Genomic DNA, 16,791 nt, shown 5'->3' on the forward strand with positions numbered 1-16,791 from the left:
ATATCGTCCAATACGAATAAAATGTCAACCTATGCGGGAATGATATGGACCAGGGTTACGCCCTGGCGCGCAAATCAGGGTTAAGCCCAGGAGATCCCCCTTGAATCTGAAGCACGTCGAGGCGTTTCGGGCCGTGATGGTGTCGGGGTCGATGACAGCCGCCGCGAAAGCGCTCTATACATCGCAGCCCAACGTGAGCCGCCTGATCGGGCAGCTCGAGCGCGAAACCGGGCTCACGCTGTTTCAGCGCGTGGGCATCCGGCTCATCCCCACGAGCGAAGGCAATGCATTCTTTCGCGAGGTCGAGCGCGCCTATGTGGGCCTGCAAGGACTCACGAACGCCGCCGCGCAGATTCGCAATCTGGGTAGCGGGCGCCTGCGCATTGCCGCGATGCCTTCGGCGGGGCTTACGCTCGTGCCGCATGCCATCGGCAGGTTCCGCCACCTCTTTCCCGGCGTGACGGTTTCGCTGCACGTGAATACCTCGGGCACCGTGAACCACTGGACCGGCTCGCAGTTCTGCGACCTGGGCGTGGCCGTCTATATCAGCGAGGCGTCGAACTGCGAAGTCGAACTGCTTTCGAAGGTCGCGGCCGTTTGCGTGATGCCGGCCGCGCACCGGCTCGCGAAAAAGGCGGTGATCCGGCCGGCCGATCTGGAGGGCGAGTCGTTCATATCGCTGTGCCACGGCGACGGCACGCGCACGCAGATGGACGAAGTGTTCCAGCGCGCGGGCGTAGAGCGCGTGCTCGCCATCGAGGGGCAATACACGGCGATTTGCTGCGAGATGGTCCGTTGCGGGATGGGCGTGACGCTCGCGCACCCCATCGTCGCGCGCGATTTCGCGGGGCCCGATATCGCGATCCGGCCGTTTTCGCCGGCGGTGCTGTTTCCCACGTATCTGCTGTTTCCGCCGAATCGTCCGCGCGAGCGTCTGGTGGCCGAGTTCGTGGAGGTGCTGCGTGCGCATCACGAGGATCTGATCGCGCAGATGAAGGCGCCCGATCGCGAGCCTGCACGCCGACGCGCGAGGAAAGCGGCGGCTTGATGCGCGCGATCGGGCTTTGCGCTTCGCGGCGCGCACGAATGGTGTGCGGCTCGAAGCGCTTTCGGGCTTGGGGGAAGCAGGAAAGCGGCCAGCGCGGCGACTTCGATGCGAAGCGGCGGACCGGCACGCGCGATATCGCCGCGCTCAGGCGGGGCTCGTGTGGCGCTCATGTGGCGCTCGGTCGGTAGTCAGGCGGCATTCTGGCCGCCGTCACCCCGCTGCGATGACGTCGATGCGCAGCGTAGCGCCGCCCCCTGCGATCTCGAGCAGGCGGTCGACGTTCGGGTGCGCGCCCGGGCGGTTGCGTGCATCGGCAGTGTGCTCGGCGAACACGGCGAGGCCGTGCTCGGCGGCGTGGGTGTCGAGTGTGCCGAATACCTCGCGCAGATAGTGGTAAACCGCGAGCGAGCCCTGCTTGCCGGGCTGGTTCTCGATGCTCGCGACCACGGCGCCCTGGCCGTCCACGAGATCGATGCGCTCGATGCCGCCGATGCCCGGCAGCAATGCGAGATTGTTCTTGAAGACGGCGCCCGGTTGAATTGCCTGCATCACTGAAACACTCCGTTGGTTCGATAACTGGTTTTGGCGGAGCCGTATCTTAGCCTGGCGGGGTGTCTCGCGTTGAGGCGCACATGGCCGGCAGGCGACATCGCCTCACTCGTCGTCAACCGCCGAAAGCGGCGCGGCGACATGCTCGAGCGACTTGCGTTCCGCGTCCACGCCCCAGATCGCGGCGACCAGGGCCGCGCCGAGCATGAGCGCCGACCCTACCAGGTAGCCCGTGAACACTTCGCTGCGCTGGTGAGTATCGATTAGCCGTCCGAAGAAGGCTGGCCCGATGATTCCGCCCAGCGCCGTTCCGAACGCATAGAACACGGCGATGGCGAGCGCGCGGATCTCCAGCGGGAACGATTCGCTTACGGTCAGATAGGCGGAACTCGCCGCGGCGGACGCAAAAAAGAAAATCACCATCCAGGCGCCGGTTTGCATCGTCACCGTGAGCGTGCCCTGCTCGAACATCCGGCCACTCACCGTGAGCAGCACGCCCGAAAGCGCGTAGGTCGCCGCAATCATGGTGCGCCGGCCGATCACGTCGAAAAGCCGCCCGAGCAGGATCGGCCCGAGAAAGTTGCCGAGCGCGAACGGCAGCAGGTAAAGGCCCACGTCGCCACCCGGCACGTGATAGAACTCCGTGAGCACGAGCGCATAAGTAAAGAAAATCGCATTGTAGAAGAAGGCCTGCGCCGTCATGAGCGAGAGACCCACCAGCGCGCGCCGCCGGTGCCGCACGAAGATGGCGTGGAACACCGCGCGCAGCGGCGTGTGACCGCGCGCGTGCAGGCGCAGCGGATCGTCGGGCGGTGCGTCGAGCGTATGGCCCGCGTCGCGAAAGCGTGCTTCGATATCCTGAACAATATGCTTCGCTTCGTCGTGCTCGCCGTGCGTGAGGAGCCAGCGCGGGCTTTCGGGAATCCAGCGGCGCATGGGCAGGATGACGAGCGCGAGCGCGGCGCCGATGAAAAAGCACACGCGCCAGCCCCAGTCGCCAGGCAGCAGATGCGGGTCGAGCAGCACGAGCGAGCCCGCCGCGCCAATGCCCGCGCCCACCCAGAACGTGCCGTTGATGCTGAGGTCGGTCCAGCCGCGCACGCGCGCGGGCGTGAACTCCTGGATCGTCGAATTGATGGCGGCATATTCGCCGCCTATGCCCGCGCCCGTGAGCGCGCGAAACGCCACGAAGCTCGCGAAATTCCATGAGAACGCCGTTGCCGCGGTGGCGAGCAGATACACGGCGAGCGTGACGAAGAAGAGCTTGCGGCGGCCGAGCCGGTCCGTGAGCCAGCCGAAGCCTAGCGCGCCGCACACCGCGCCCGCGATATACGCGCTGCCGGCCAGCCCCACCTGCGCGTTGTCGAGGCGCAGGGCCGGGCTCGTTTTTAGCGCGCTCGCCACGGCGCCGGCCAGCGTGACTTCAAGGCCGTCGAGCAGCCACGTGACGCCCAGCGCCACGACGATGAGCACGTGAAATCGGCCCCACGGCAAGCGGTCGAGGCGCGCGGGCAGCGTGGTTTCGATGACAGCGGGCTTGTCGCTCGTATGCGTCGCGCTGGTATGCGTCGTATCGGATGGATTCATCGGCAGGGCTGGGTTCGGCTCGCGTTGAGCTGTAGCACGCGCCGTTCCCGGGCGCGATAGGCGCACGTAAATATCTGCGTAGAGAGAACGCCTCGCGTAACGTATGATCGCTCATCATACAAAAGCGGCGGCGCTCAGGGAGCCCATGTCCGGATCGTGTCCGGCGACGAGCGCGACAGCCGTGTCCAGGACGAGCCTATGCCACGACAAGCTTATCGTTCTCCGGTTCGCAAACGGCGCCTGTCCGGCCTGATACCCACGCTTGGCCTGATCGTCACGTTCGTTTGCGCTGCAAGCCTGTTGCTGTTCGCGATCGCGGCCGGCATAAGGGAAGGCGACAGGTCGATCCGCAGGCGCGAAGCCCTGATCGCACACGATATGGTCTCGGCGATCGAACACATACTCGACAGCGTGCGCGGCGCCCAGGGCGCGGCGCTCGCGGCATTGGCGGGGCAGCCCTGCGAGCGCGTGGCGCGCCGGTTCGCGGAGCTGAGAACGCACGTCAACTACGTGCGCGGCATCAATCTCGTGGCGAACGGGCGGCTCTACTGCTCGTCGGCGTTTGGCCCCTATGAGCTGCCGCTCGCGCCTTTCTTCCCGCATGTGCCCGCAGGCATCGCGATCAATTTGATCGGCGGCTCGCCCTGGCAGCCGCACGTGCCGGTCATGCCGCTTTACGTGCCGGCCGGCGAAAACCTCGGCTTGCTTTACGTGATCGAGTCGGCGTACCTGACCGATGCGCTCGCCCATGGCGTGCGCTACGGCGCGGGCCGCGTGACGCTCTCCGTGCCGGGCGCGGCGGCGCTGGACGACCGCGGCGCGTTGCTCGCCGCAGACGGCCCGGCCAGTCGCGCGGGTGCGCGCGCGACGTCTTCGCGCTGGGGCTTTTCCGTCGACGTGGTGTTCGCGCCGCCCGCGTATCAGGCCGCGCGCTGGAAGTCCGGCTTGCGATTCGGCGCGGCGGCGCTGCTCGTCGATCTGCTGGTCGGCGCGGCCTGGCTCATCGCGTTCGCGCCGCGCCGGCTGCTGCTTTCGGCGGTGCGCCGCGGCCTCAGGCACGGTCAGTTCCACGTGGTCTATCAGCCCGTGGTCGAACTGGCCACGGGCCGCGTCGGCGGCGTGGAGGCGCTCGTGCGCTGGACTCATCCGAAGTTCGGCGAGGTGAGTCCGGACGTGTTCATGGCCGACGTGGAAGGCAGCGGGCTCCTTGGGCCGCTCACGCGCTTCGTGCTCGAACGCGCGACTACGGAGATGGTGCGCGCGACGACGGTGCGCCCGTTTCATCTCGCGGTGAACGTCGCGCCGATGGACCTCGACCGCAAGGACTTCGTTGCCGACGTGCTCCGCGCGGTCGACCGGCTGCCTCCCGGCGTGAACCTGATACTCGAAGTGACCGAGCGCTTCCTGCTCGAAAAGCGCGCGCGCACCGACGCGATCTTCGAGGCGCTGAAGGCGCGTGGCGTGAAGTTCGCCATCGATGACTTCGGCACGCATCACAGCAACCTCGATCTGCTCGGGCAATTTCCGTTCGATTACGTGAAGATCGACGGGCAGTTCGTGCGTCAACTCGACAAACGCGGCGATCAGCTCGTCAAGGGCATCGTTGCCATGGCGAGCCACTTCGAAATGGCGATCATCGCGGAAGGCGTCGAGACCGAGGCGCAGCACGAAATGTTGTGCCGCCTCGGCATCCCCTACGCACAGGGCTATTTCTACCGGCGGCCGGGAACGGCCGGGAGCATCGCCGACATGCAGCGCGACGCCAGCCTCGTGCGTTATGCATTGTCCTCGCCGATACGTTAGCGAGAAAGCCGTTCAGCCGGCCGGAATTGCGAGGCGGAAAAACGCGGTGCTAGAAGCCGCGGCGAACGGTAATCGTCGCACCCGTGCTATGCGAATGGAGAAGGGCGACACGCGCGGTGGCGGAGAACACCCACTGGTCGACGGTCAGCGAGAGCCTGCGCTGGGGCTGTGCGCCGATCGTCAGCGTGCTGTCGGGCACCTGCAGCAGCGAGATTTGCGGCGCGGTGGAAGGGCCCATGCGCAGATAGCCGGAACCCGGCTGCGCGGCCTGCCGCGTACCGGCACTGCCGCCGGGTGCGGACTTCACGAAGTCGTAACGATATTGGTCCCGAGCCACGGGCGCGCTATAAAAATTTTCCAGTTGCGCAAAAAGCGGCCTTTGCTGATCCGGCTGATATTCCAGTTCGTACCGGTGCAGATACGCCTGGGGTTCGGGCAGCGAGGGAACGACTTCCATGGGCATGGGCGCGATATTCGCAAGCGTCATGGTTTCGGAGTCGTTCGCGACAGTGCTCTGAGCGAAGGCATAACCGCTCAGCGTCAGAAAGACTGCACCGACAATCTCTTTGTTCAGGCACGCCATGACATGCCTCCAGTAACGGACTAGAAACGTCAAACCGCCGAACGTTCTTGCTGAACAGACTGCCTTTGCTTCACTTGCACTCATGCATTCTAGTACCTCGTTGGCTTCCCGCTAGCCCAATATGCGCAGGCGCCATCCGATCGATGCGAAGTCCACGAGCCCGGTGATTGTCTGCGCAATCGAAACGCAAGCAAACGCGCGCGCGTCCACGCATCTCGTTGCCTAACATGCCAGTCGATATGACCGATTGCGTTGGGTCGCGGCGGTTCGGGGCCGCCCGGCGGAGGAAGAAATTGCAGACCGCGTGCGGACCGCGGCCAGGCTTGCGCAAGTTCCGGACCGCCAGGCGCGGTTGGCGTATCGGGGAAAATCCCCGGGAAAATCCGGGGCGCTCGTGGATCGGGCCGGGCAGCGCACAGGAACCGCACGCATCGTCCCCGGCGCTTGCGCTGCCGGCCAGGAACGCTGGCGCGCCAGGTTTTCAGCGCGCGAGGAGCAGTTCGATCAGCGTGCGGAAATCGACGGGCTTCGTGAGATGCGAATCGATGCCGCTCATGCGCGAGCGCAGTCGGTCGGCGTGCTGGCCCCAGCCCGTCAGCGCGATGATCCGCAGGCCGGCGTAGCGCGGACGTTGACGGATCTGCCGCGCGATCTCGTAGCCGTCCATGCCGGGCATGCCGATGTCGAGCACGATGGCATCCGGCGCCGCCTGCTCCAGCGCGGCGAGCGCTGCGGCGCCGTCGTAAGTCACGCGCACGTGCGCGCCTTCGCTCGAGAGCACCATCGCGAGCGAGTCGGCGGCGTCGTGGTTGTCGTCCACCACGAGAATGCGTTTGCCCGCGAGCGGTTTCGCGGCGCGGGCCGTTGCCGGGGTTTCGCGCGCTTCGGCGGGCGCCTGCTGCGAGAGCGGCAGACGCACCGTGAACTCGCTGCCCGTTCCCGGCCCCGCGCTCGTTGCCTCGACGGTGCCGCCGTGCATGCGCACGAGATGGCGCACCATGGTGAGTCCGATCCCCAGCCCGCCCTGGTTGCGGTCGGCGAGACGGTGCACCTGCGTGAACATTTCGAAGACCTGAGCAATCTGTTCGGGCGACATGCCGATGCCGGTGTCGCGCAGCGTGACGACGGCCCATTCTCCTTCGCGCCGCGCGTCGAGCCGGATCTGGCCACCGCTGTCGGTATAGCGCGCCGCGTTGTTGAGCATGTTCGCGAACACCTGCGTGAGGCGCACGCGGTCGGCGTCGAGAACGAGCGGCGCGCCGGCGAGCGTGACGCTCAGCTGGTGGTGCGCCTGATCGATGGCGGGGCGGCTCGTTTCGACCGCGCTTTCGATGATCTCCGCGAGCGCGACCGGCGCCTTGACGAGGCCGATCTTGCCGCGCGTGATGCGCGACACTTCCATCAGGTCGTCGATGAGCCGGACCATGTGATGCACCTGGCGGTCGAGCATGTCGAGTATCGGCTCCGAGCCTGCGGGAAATTCGCCGTGCCGGAGGAGATGCAGCGCGTTGGCGATGGGCGCAAGCGGATTGCGCAGCTCGTGCGCGAGCGTCGCGAGGAATTCGTCCTTGCGGCGGTCGGCTTCCTTGAGCGCGTCTTCGGCGCGCACGGCTTCGGTGACGTCGATCGACACGCTCACGTGGCCGCGAAGCTCGCCGCTCGCCGAGAACCAAGGCGCGCAACAGGTTTCGAACCAGTGCCAGCTCCCGTCCTCGACCTTCACGCGCAGCCGGCTCTGGAACGCGCTTTGATCGCGCTGGGCGGCCTGAACACGCGTCAGGAATCCGGGCAGGTCCAGCGGGTGCACGATCGCGTGCCAGCCGGGGGCGAGCAGCTCGTCCGGCGTGGCGCCGATCGCCGCGAGGTAGCGCTGGTTCAGGTAGACCGTGCCGCCTTGCGTGTCGATTTGCCAGATCAGCGCGGGCGAGGCATCGGCGAGCGCGCGAAAGCGCGCCTCGCTCTCGCGCAGCGCTTCCTGGGCGCTGCGGCGGTCGTCCACGTCGATGTTGATGCCCACCCATTTGCGCAGCGTGCCGTCCGGATTCCAGATGGGCGCGGCGCGCACGTTGGTCCATCGCCAGCCGCCCGTGACCCCACGCAGGCGAAATTCCGCGTTCACCACGCGTTGCGCCGCCACCGCGTCCTTCCACTGACGCAGCGCATGGTCGCGGTCGTCGGGGTGGACCGCGTCGGCCCAGCCGTCGCCGAGCCATTCGTCGGCCGGCTGGCCCGTATACGCAGACCAGCTCGGCGAAACGGTTTCGCCGCGGCCCAGCGCGTCGGCTTCCCAAACCGCCAGGGCAAAGCCTTCGACGAGCGCGCGAAAGCGCTCCTCGCTGTCCGCGCATTCGGTTTCCGCGCGCTTGCGTTCGGTGATGTCGAGCGCGAATTCGGCGCATTTCGAGGTCATGCCCGCGCCGGAGAGCCGCGTGGGCGCGAAAAGACCCCACCAGCGCGTGCCGTCCTTGCGGATCAGTTGCCGCTCGTAGGGCGGCGTGCGCCCCGCGGTGGCGAGATCGTTCACCGCGCGCGTCGTGACGCCGAGAAATTCGAGCGGCACGAGCCGGTCCCAATGCCCGGTGGCGCGCAGGTCTTCGCGGCTGTAGCCGCTCATGTGCTCGAAGGCGCCGTTGGCGTCGACCATGCTGCCGTCGAGGTCGAAGAACAGGACACCTACGGTTTCGATCGAAATCGCCGCCTGCAGGCGCGCCTCGCTCTCTCGCAGCGCGTCTTCGATCTGCTTGCGCTGCGCAGCTTCGTCATGGAGCTTCGTGTTGATGTCCTGCAGCGCGCGGGTGCGTTCGGCGACTTGATGCGCGAGGTTGCGCCCGGCGTCCTGGGCGTCGTTCAGCGCGCCCGCGAACTGGTATGCGGCGCTCGCGCAGGTGGCGAGACTTTGAAGCAGGCGCGCGTCTTCGGCGTCGAACTGCCTGGCGGGGCCGTGCGTCGCAACCCATACCGTGCCGACGACGCTGCCGTTCGCGCGCCACGGCACGTGCAGCGCTTCGCCAATGGGTGGATCGATGGCGCGGTAGGCGGCGAAGCAGCGCGCCGGCCGGTCGAACAGGAGCATCGTGTTGCGCGCTTGCGCGGCGCCGCAAGGGCAGTCGTCGTCGGGAAAACGCTGGTCGAGGCAGCCGGCCAGTTCTCCGGCCACGGCGCGCCAGCGGAACGCGGTCGTGGCGCCGTCGCGTTCGGGCACGCTCACGCCAGCCGAGCCGGCGCGGCAAAGCGCAAGGGCGAGTTCGGCGAGCATCTGCAGCACACCCGCTGGATTGCGGGCCATTTCCTGCGTCAGCGCGGCAAGCGCCCGGCTCTCGCCCTGGTAGTCGGGCAGGCGGTTCGGCCGGCTCACCAGCGCCTCGGTAATGAGCGTTTCCTCGGCCTTGGGCGCAGGTGCGCCGTCGTGTTGCATGCTGCCTCCGCTTCAGTCGTGCGGGCCTGCGCCGCTCGCGTCGGCGGCGCCATCGCGCGGACGGCGCACATGCCCGCAAATGCCCGTTCATTCCCGAGCCAGCATTGCGTATTCCCGTTGAGGAGATCACCATGTGGCAAGCGCATTGTCGGGCTCTTTGCGTGGCACGCGAGGCCGCTTTGGGCGGCGCAGGCGCCAGGCATTGCGTTTGCTTGAAAGCCGCACGATGAGCAAGGCGAGGAGGATGCAATCATGCCGCGCGCGATATGGAAGGGCGCCATCACTTTCGGGCTCGTATATGTGCCGGTCGAGGTGTTCCCGGCCACGCAGAGCGAGCGCACCGGCTTTAACCTGCTCGACCGGCGCACGCTCGACCCGGTCGGCTACCAGCAGATCAACAAGCGAACGGGCAAACCTATTCGGCGCGACGACGTCGTGCGCGGCTACGAATACGAAAAAGACGCATACGTGGTGATCTCCGACGAGGAGATCAAGGCCGCCAGCCCCGAATCCACGCAGACGGTCGAACTGCTCGCGTTCGTCGAAGCGGCGCAGGTTTCGTTTCTCTATCTCGACACGCCCTACTGGCTCGCCCCCGACAAACGCGCGGGCAAGACCTATGCGTTGCTGCGCGACGCGCTCGCGGCGAGCGGCAAGATCGGCATTGCGAGCGTCGTGCTGCACAGCCGCCAGCATCTCGCGGCGCTCGTGGCCACGGGTCCCGCGCTCGCGCTGCAAACGCTGCGCTGGTCCACCGAGGTGCGCGAGTTCGGCGCCGTGCAGAGCGTGCCCAGGAGCGCGAAGGCGGCGGGCGTGAGCGCGCATGAGCTTCAGATGGCGCGCAAGCTCATCGACGACATGAGTACGGACTGGGCGCCCGAGACGTATCGGGACACCTACCGCGACGCGATTCTCGAACTCGCAGAGCGCAAGGCGCGCGAAGGCAAGGCGCATGAAGTCACGCATGTCGAGACGCCGGCGCCCGAGCGCCGCAGCGCCGATATCGTCGACCTTTCGGAACTGCTGAAGCGCAGTCTCGGCAAGCGCGGCGGTTCGCGCGGCGAGAGCGGGCAGCCCGAAAAGCCCGCGCCCAGGCGCGGGCGGCGCGCGGCGTGACGCCGCGCGCCGATGCGTATGCATTGCATGAACGTGCACGTCATTCACGAGGGGACGACCGATGAAGCACAAGCTCGAAGTCTATGAACAGAAGCGGCGCTTCGACGAAACACCCGAGCCGCGCGGACGCGCTACACGGCGCAGCGTGCGTCCGCGCGACGGCGAAGGGTCGTTCGTGATCCAGCGGCATGACGCACGGCGGCTGCACTACGACTTTCGCCTCGAACTGGACGGCACGCTCAAGTCGTGGGCAATCCCGAAAGGGCCGAGCCTCGATCCCTCGGTCAAGCGGCTCGCCGTGCATGTGGAGGACCATCCGATCGAATACGGCACGTTTGAAGGGCGCATCCCCGAAGGCAGCTATGGCGCGGGGACTGTTGCGATCTGGGACCACGGCGTCTGGCGTCCCGAGGGTGGGCTGCGCGGCGCGCGCGAAGGCTACGCGCAGGGCAAGCTCAAGTTCACGCTGGAGGGCGAGCGGCTGCATGGCGGCTGGACACTCGTTCGCAGTCCGATGCATGACGGCAAGCAGGAAAGCTGGCTGCTCATCAAGCAACGCGACGACGAGGCCGCGGCCGAAGACGAATTCCGCGTCGTCGAGGACGAACCCGGCGCGCCGAAGAAGCGCGCCCGCGCGGCTAACGGCGCCGCGAAGCGTGAGGGCGGCACGATGGCTGGGCGCGCGGTGCCGCAGCCCGACGCCGGAGCGAAGCGGGAAAAGGCGGCGCCGTCCGCGCGCTCGGCGAGCTCCGCGAACGCTGGGCGCACCGGGACGCGCAAGACGACGGCATCGGCGCTGGAGGGCGCGGTGCGCGCCCCGCTGCCGGAAACGCTCGCCCCTGAACTCGCCACGCCGGCCGATGCACCGCCGCATGGCGATAATTGGCTCTACGAACTGAAATTCGACGGCTACCGCGTGCTCGCCCGCATCGACCGCGGCGCGCGCGGCAAGAACGACGTGCGCATCTTCACACGCACGGGCAACGACTGGACCGCGAAGTTTCCGCGCCAGGTGGAAGCGCTGCGCGCGCTTGAAGTCGAATCGGCGTGGCTGGACGGCGAGGCCGTCGTGCTCGACGAAGCCGGCGTTCCCGACTTCCAGACGCTGCAGAACGCCTTCGATGCCGGTCGCGCCGACGCCATCACTTTCTGGCTCTTCGATCTGCCGTGGCTGGACGGCATGGACTTGCGCGAGGTGCCGCTCGAAGCGCGGCGCGAAAAGCTCTCGGCGTTGCTCGCCGGGAAGCCGCAAGACGCGCTGCGCTTTTCCGAGGCGTTCGAGGGGGAGCCGCAGGCGCTGCTCGAAGCCGCCTGCGAGGCGAATCTCGAAGGCCTCGTCGCCAAGCGGCGCGACAGCCGCTACACGTCCACGCGCAGCGCCGCGTGGCTCAAGCTGCGCTGCGCGCGGCGCCAGGAATTCGTGATCGGCGGCTACACGGAGCCTCAGGGCAGACGCGAGGGCTTCGGCGCGCTGCTAATCGGGGTGTACGACGAGCATGGCGCGCTGCAATACGCGGGCAAGGTGGGAACGGGTTTCGACGCCATGCGGCTCGAAGCGGTTGGCGCCGAGCTGCGCTCGCGCGAGTGCGAGCGGCCGCCGTTCGCGGCCGTGCCTGCGGGCGAGCGTCGCGCGCCTGTGCACTGGGTGCGGCCGGAACTGGTGGCCGAAGTGCGCTTCAAGACCTGGACGAGCGCGGGCGTGGTGCGCCAGGCTTCGTTCGCCGGCCTGCGCAGGGACAAGTCCGCGAAGGACGTCGTGCGCGAAGCGCAGTCGCCGCCGGTGCGCAAGCCGGCGAGCGAGCGTGCCGCGCATACCGCGCAGAGCGCGACCAAAACGGCGCGCAACACGCGTCGCGCCCCGCGCGGCGAAGCCGAGGTCGCCGGCATTCGCATCACGCACCCCGAGCGCGTGATCGATGCGCAAAGCGGCCTGCGCAAGATCGATCTCGTCGAATATTTCGAAGCGGTTTCCCCATGGCTGCTGCCGCACGTGCAGCAGCGGCCGGTTGCCCTCGTGCGCGCGCCCAAGGGCGTGGGCGGCGAGCTGTTCTTCCAGAAGCACGCGAGCAGGCTGGCGGTTCCGCATGCCACGCAACATGCGGGTCTCGATCCGGGCCACGCGCCGCTGCTCACGCTGGACTCCGCGGCGGCGCTCGTCGGCGCGGCGCAGATGGACACCATCGAGCTGCACACCTGGAATGCGCTGGCGACGGACATCGAGAAGCCCGACCGCATCGTCTTCGATCTCGACCCCGATCCGTCGCTGGCCTGGGAGCGCATGCTGGAAGCGGCGCAACTCACGCGCGAGTTACTTGATGCGCTGGGCCTGCGCGCCTGGTGCAAGACGAGCGGCGGCAAGGGCTTGCACCTGGTCGTGCCGCTCGCGCGCCACGCCGGCTGGGTCGAGGCAAAGGACTTCGCGCGCGCGGTGGCGAGCCACATGGCGGCGACGCTCCCCGATCGCTTCAGCGCGAAGATGGGCGCGCAAAACCGCAAGGGCCGGATTTTCGTGGACTATCTGCGCAACAATCGCGGCGCGAGCACGGCTGCCGCGTATGCGCCGCGAGCGCGGCCCGGTCTCGGCGTTTCCGTGCCGGTGGCGTGGGACGAACTGCACACGCTTACGGGCGGCGACCAGTGGAACGTGGTCAACGTGCGCGAGCGGCTCGAGGCGCTGCGTACCGACCCCTGGCGCGAGTATGGCAAGGCGCGGCAGCGCATCACGGCCGCGATGTGGAAGCAGCTTGAAACAAAGTGAAGGCGCATTGTCGGCTTCGGGGTTGCTTTCTTCGACACCATCGGGCAGATCCGTCGCGCCGCGACGCGGATGAACGAGCCCGCCCAGGAGAGCGCGGCGCTCGCGGGGAGCGCCGCGGCGGCCGGTTCGCGCGGAGGCGAGGCGCACGGCTCTTGCCGCGCCGGTCTTCCGGCTCCAGCCGTCACTTTTTACGCGCAATTGTCATGGGACAATTATTTTCCGCCCTGTTTTTGAGCGACCATGAACGCTCACGGAGGAGCGGATCGAGATGGCGCGGGTAACGGTTTCGGGCGAATGGCGTGACGCGGTAGGAGCCGCGCACGGCGCGGAGTCCAAATACAAACGGCTGGTCAAGGCGATTGCGCAGGACATCGAGCGCGGCGCGCTCGTTTCCGGCGTGCGCCTCGCGCCGCAACGCGAGGTGGCGGCGGAGCTGGGCGTCAGCGTGCAGACGGTGACCAATGCATACAAGGAACTCGAAAGACAGGGCCTGATCCGCTGCGAGGTCGGGCGCGGCAGCTTCGTGGCGGCGCGCGTGACCGAATCGATGTCGAACTACATTCTCGACACGGCCGAGCGCGAGATCGTCGACTTCTCGATCGCGCGCATCGTGCACACGCCCGAGCACGACGCCGCATGGCGCGAGGTCTGCGCCACGCTCGCCACGCTCGACGATCAGCCGTGGATCCGCTCGTTCCGGCCCATTGCGGGCTTCGAGCATCACCGCCAGGCAGGCGCGGCGTGGCTCGCCTCGCTGAACATGCCCGCGACACCCGAGTCGCTGCTCATCACCAACGGCGCGGCGCACGGCATTTTTCTCGCGCTCGCGTCCACCGTCGGCCCCGGCGACACCGTGCTCTGCGAAAGCCTCACGGACCACGGCGTGATCGGCTCGGCAAACGTGCTGGGCTTCACGCTCAAGGGCCTCGAAATCGACGAATACGGCATACGTCCCGAGCATTTCGAGGAAATGTGCGACAGCGAGCGCGTGAGCGCGCTCGTCTGCACGCCGACCTTCAACAATCCCACGATGTCGGTGATGCCCGATTCGCGCCGTCGCGCGATTGCGCGCATTGCGGAGCGCTATGGCGTGTACGTGATCGAGGACGACGTGTATGGCGCGCTGCCCGCGAAATCCCACATGCCCATTGCGAGCCTGATTCCGGAGCTGGCGTTCTATTGCACGAGCATGACGAAATCGGTGCTCACGGGACTGCGCACCGGCTATCTCGCCATGCCGCGCCGCCTCGCGCTGCGCGTGGAAAGCGTGCTGCGCGTGAGCAGCTGGATGGCGACCTCGCCGATTGCGGAGATCGCCACACGCTGGATCATGGACGGCACCGCGCGCCGCCTCGTGGAACTGCAGCGCGAGCGGCTCGCGGCGCGCCAGGCGATGGTGCGCGCGGCGCTCGGCGAGTATGTGCTCGGCGCGCATCCCAATGCGCTTTCCGCATGGCTGCGCGTGCCCGACTACTGGCAGGCCGACCGCCTCGTCCGCGAGTTGCGCAATCGCCAGATCGCCGTGACCTCGCCGGACCCCTTCCTCGTGGGCGGCACGCAGCGGCCCAATGCGGTGCGCATCAGCCTTGGCGCCGAGGCCACGGACGCGGCGTGCCGCCACGCGCTCCAGACCATGGCGGGCGTGTTCGAGCAATATCCGCACGTACACGATTTCAGCTAGACGGCTTTTCGCGTGCCGCACCGGGCGCGGATTGTACCAGGACATTAGAAAGCCCGTTTTGGCTCATTAGACTCGATTGCACAGATTCACTAAAAGGAATGTGCAATCCATGTCGTTGCTCTCGCTTGCCGACGTCTACCGCGCGCGCCAGCGCCTGGCGGGCCGCGTGGCGCTCACGCCGCTCGTGGCGTCGCCCGCGTTGTCCGCGCGCGCGGACGTGCCGGTCTTCCTCAAGCTCGAAACCGTGCAGCCCACCGGCAGCTTCAAGCTGCGCGGCGCCACCAACGCGCTCGCGCAACTCGCCGAAACGGGCGTGAAGCGCGTCGTCACCGCCTCCACAGGCAATCACGGCCGCGCGCTCGCGTATGCGGCGCACGCGCTCGGCATGGAGGCGGCCGTCTGCATGTCGTCGCTCGTGCCGCGCAACAAGGTCGATGCCGTGGCCGCACTGGGGGCGCGCGTGGTGATTTCGGGCAAAAGCCAGGACGAGGCGCAGGTCGAGGCGCAACGCCTCATGCGCGAGGAAGGCTATGCGTTCGTGCCGCCTTTCGACGACTTGCGCGTGATTGCCGGGCAGGCAACCATCGGCCTGGAAATTTTCGAGGCGTTGCCCGACACGGCGACGATCGTGGTGCCGCTGTCGGGCGGCGGCCTCTTTAGCGGCGTGGCGTTCGCGGCGAAGCAGATCAGGCCGGACGTGAGCGCCATCGGCGTTTCGATGGCGCGCGGCGCGGCCATGCACGCCAGCCTCGCGGCGGGCCATCCCGTAGACGTTGAGGAAAGCGAAACGTTAGCCGATTCGCTCGGCGGCGGCATCGGCCTCGACAATCGCCATACGTTCGCGTTCACGCGTGCCCTCGCCGACGAAGTCGTCCTGCTCAGCGAGCCTTCGATCGCGCGCGGCATTGCCCATGCGTATCGCGAAGAGCGCCTCGTGGTGGAAGGCGCGGGCGCGGTCGGCATCGCGGCGCTGCTCGACGGACTGCTCGAGCAGCGCAAGGGCCCGATCGTGATCGTCGTGAGCGGCGCGAACATCGACACGACGGTGCACCGCCGCCTCGTGGCGGAGCGCTGAGATGCGGCCCGTCACGCTGCTGGGCGAGTCGCAGTTGCGCGACCTCGTACCGCTCGATCTCGCGGCCGTCGATCAGGTGGAGTCCGCATTCGTTGCGCTCGCAACCGAGCCGGTGGTCATGCCGCCGATCCTCAATCTCGCGCTGCCTGAACGCCATGGCGAAGTCGACGTGAAAGCAGCGTATTTGCCGCGCTTCGAGCAGTTCGCCATCAAGATCAGCCCCGGCTTCTTCGACAATCCGTCGCTGGGACTGCCGAGCCTGAACGGGCTGATGCTCGTGCTCTCGGCGCACACGGGCTTGACCGAGGCCGTGTTGCTCGACAACGGTTATCTGACCGCGGTGCGCACCGCCGCGGCGGGCGCGGTTGCCGCGCGCCGGCTCGCGCGGGCCGACGCGCGCCACGCGGCGATCGTCGGCGCGGGCGAGCAGGCGCGTCTGCAGCTCGACGCGCTCATGCTCGTGCGCAAGATCGAGAGCGTGAGCGTCTGGGCCCGCGACGCCGCGAAAGCGGAAGCCCTCGCCGCCGATGCGCAACGTCGCCACGCCGTGCGCGCGCGCGTGGCCGCTTCGGTGCACGACGCGCTTGCGCAAGCCGACATCGCCATTACCACCACGCCCAGCCGCACACCGCTCGTTCACGCAGCGGATCTTCACGCGGGCCTGCACGTCACGGCCATGGGCGCCGACGCCGAATACAAGAACGAACTCTCGCCCTCGGTGTTCGGTACGGCGCGCTACTTCTGCGACCGTCTGCAGCAAACGCGTTTGCTCGGCGAATTGCGGCACGCGATCGAAGCGCGCACGGTGGCGCCCGATGCGGAATTCCCCGAACTCGGCGAAGTGATCGCGGGCCGCCGCGAGGGCCGTATGCACGCCGGCGACATCACGATCTGCGACCTCACCGGCACCGGGGCACAGGATACCGCCATTGCCGTTCTCGCCTTGCAGCGCGCCCGCGCAGCCGGGGCGGGCTCGGTTTTTCACAATGCAGTCTCGCCTTGAGAGGGGAAGATGCCAGCAGCAACCGAAAAAAATGAGGGGGCGCCGCGCCTCGTCTTCGCGCGCAGCGAATACGACGCGCGCATTGCCAGGACGCGCAGCGCGATGCAGAAGGCGGGCGTCGAACTGCTGATCGTCACCGATCCGACGAACATGAACTGGCTCACCGGCTACGA

General features: G+C 67.6%; 12 protein-coding genes. 8 read left to right on the plus strand and 4 right to left on the minus strand.

Features of this window, described 5'->3' with window-relative positions; all coding sequences use genetic code 11:
• The first annotated feature begins 100 nt into the window (after nt 1-100).
• The gene (locus tag BLU17_RS29490) at nt 101-1,048 is read left to right on the plus strand and encodes a LysR substrate-binding domain-containing protein (RefSeq protein WP_092005385.1); all 948 of its coding nucleotides are present in this window, start codon (nt 101-103) and stop codon (nt 1,046-1,048) included.
• A 210-nt stretch (nt 1,049-1,258) separates the two neighbouring features.
• On the opposite strand, the gene BLU17_RS29500 is transcribed toward BLU17_RS29490, so the two are convergent.
• Together BLU17_RS29500 and BLU17_RS29505 are read right to left on the minus strand one after the other, a co-directional pair.
• Nucleotides 1,259-1,597, minus strand: a complete 339-nt coding sequence (locus tag BLU17_RS29500) for a DUF2322 family protein (RefSeq protein WP_092005391.1) — start codon at nt 1,595-1,597, stop codon at nt 1,259-1,261.
• Between the two features lie 105 nt (nt 1,598-1,702).
• The gene (locus BLU17_RS29505) at nt 1,703-3,184 is read right to left on the minus strand and encodes an MFS transporter (protein ID WP_092005394.1); all 1,482 of its coding nucleotides are present in this window, start codon (nt 3,182-3,184) and stop codon (nt 1,703-1,705) included.
• A 198-nt stretch (nt 3,185-3,382) separates the two neighbouring features.
• Between BLU17_RS29505 and BLU17_RS29510 the strand changes: the two genes are divergently transcribed.
• On the plus strand, nt 3,383-4,987 hold the full coding sequence (locus BLU17_RS29510; RefSeq protein WP_092005397.1) for an EAL domain-containing protein: 1,605 nt from the start codon (nt 3,383-3,385) through the stop codon (nt 4,985-4,987).
• A 49-nt stretch (nt 4,988-5,036) separates the two neighbouring features.
• On the opposite strand, the gene BLU17_RS29515 is transcribed toward BLU17_RS29510, so the two are convergent.
• A complete protein-coding gene (locus BLU17_RS29515; protein ID WP_092005400.1) occupies nt 5,037-5,570 on the minus strand; it encodes a hypothetical protein in 534 nt (177 codons plus the stop codon).
• A 481-nt stretch (nt 5,571-6,051) separates the two neighbouring features.
• On the minus strand, nt 6,052-8,985 hold the full coding sequence (locus BLU17_RS29520) for a PAS domain S-box protein (RefSeq protein ID WP_092005403.1): 2,934 nt from the start codon (nt 8,983-8,985) through the stop codon (nt 6,052-6,054).
• Between the two features lie 252 nt (nt 8,986-9,237).
• On the opposite strand from BLU17_RS29520, the gene ku reads away from it, so the two are divergent.
• The 6 genes from ku to BLU17_RS29550 form a co-directional block, all read left to right on the plus strand.
• Complete coding sequence (ku, locus tag BLU17_RS29525; protein ID WP_092005406.1) at nt 9,238-10,101, plus strand: non-homologous end joining protein Ku; 864 nt, start codon at nt 9,238-9,240, stop codon at nt 10,099-10,101.
• 61 nt (nt 10,102-10,162) lie between these two features.
• A complete protein-coding gene (gene ligD, locus BLU17_RS29530) occupies nt 10,163-12,859 on the plus strand; it encodes a DNA ligase D (protein ID WP_092005408.1) in 2,697 nt (898 codons plus the stop codon).
• 268 nt (nt 12,860-13,127) lie between these two features.
• Nucleotides 13,128-14,540 carry a MocR-like ectoine utilization transcription factor EhuR gene (gene ehuR, locus BLU17_RS29535; RefSeq protein ID WP_092005410.1) on the plus strand — a complete coding sequence of 471 codons (1,413 nt, stop codon included), beginning with the start codon at nt 13,128-13,130 and terminating at the stop codon, nt 14,538-14,540.
• Nucleotides 14,541-14,649: 109 nt separating this feature from the next.
• Complete coding sequence (eutB, locus tag BLU17_RS29540) at nt 14,650-15,615, plus strand: hydroxyectoine utilization dehydratase EutB (protein WP_092005413.1); 966 nt, start codon at nt 14,650-14,652, stop codon at nt 15,613-15,615.
• Nucleotide 15,616: 1 nt separating this feature from the next.
• Complete coding sequence (locus tag BLU17_RS29545; protein WP_092005416.1) at nt 15,617-16,618, plus strand: cyclodeaminase; 1,002 nt, start codon at nt 15,617-15,619, stop codon at nt 16,616-16,618.
• A 9-nt stretch (nt 16,619-16,627) separates the two neighbouring features.
• Nucleotides 16,628-16,791: aminopeptidase P family N-terminal domain-containing protein (locus BLU17_RS29550; RefSeq protein WP_176929230.1), on the plus strand; the 164-nt coding region annotated here is incomplete at its 3' end.

This window comes from Paraburkholderia lycopersici (assembly GCF_900096975.1).
GTDB lineage: Bacteria > Pseudomonadota > Gammaproteobacteria > Burkholderiales > Burkholderiaceae > Paraburkholderia > Paraburkholderia lycopersici.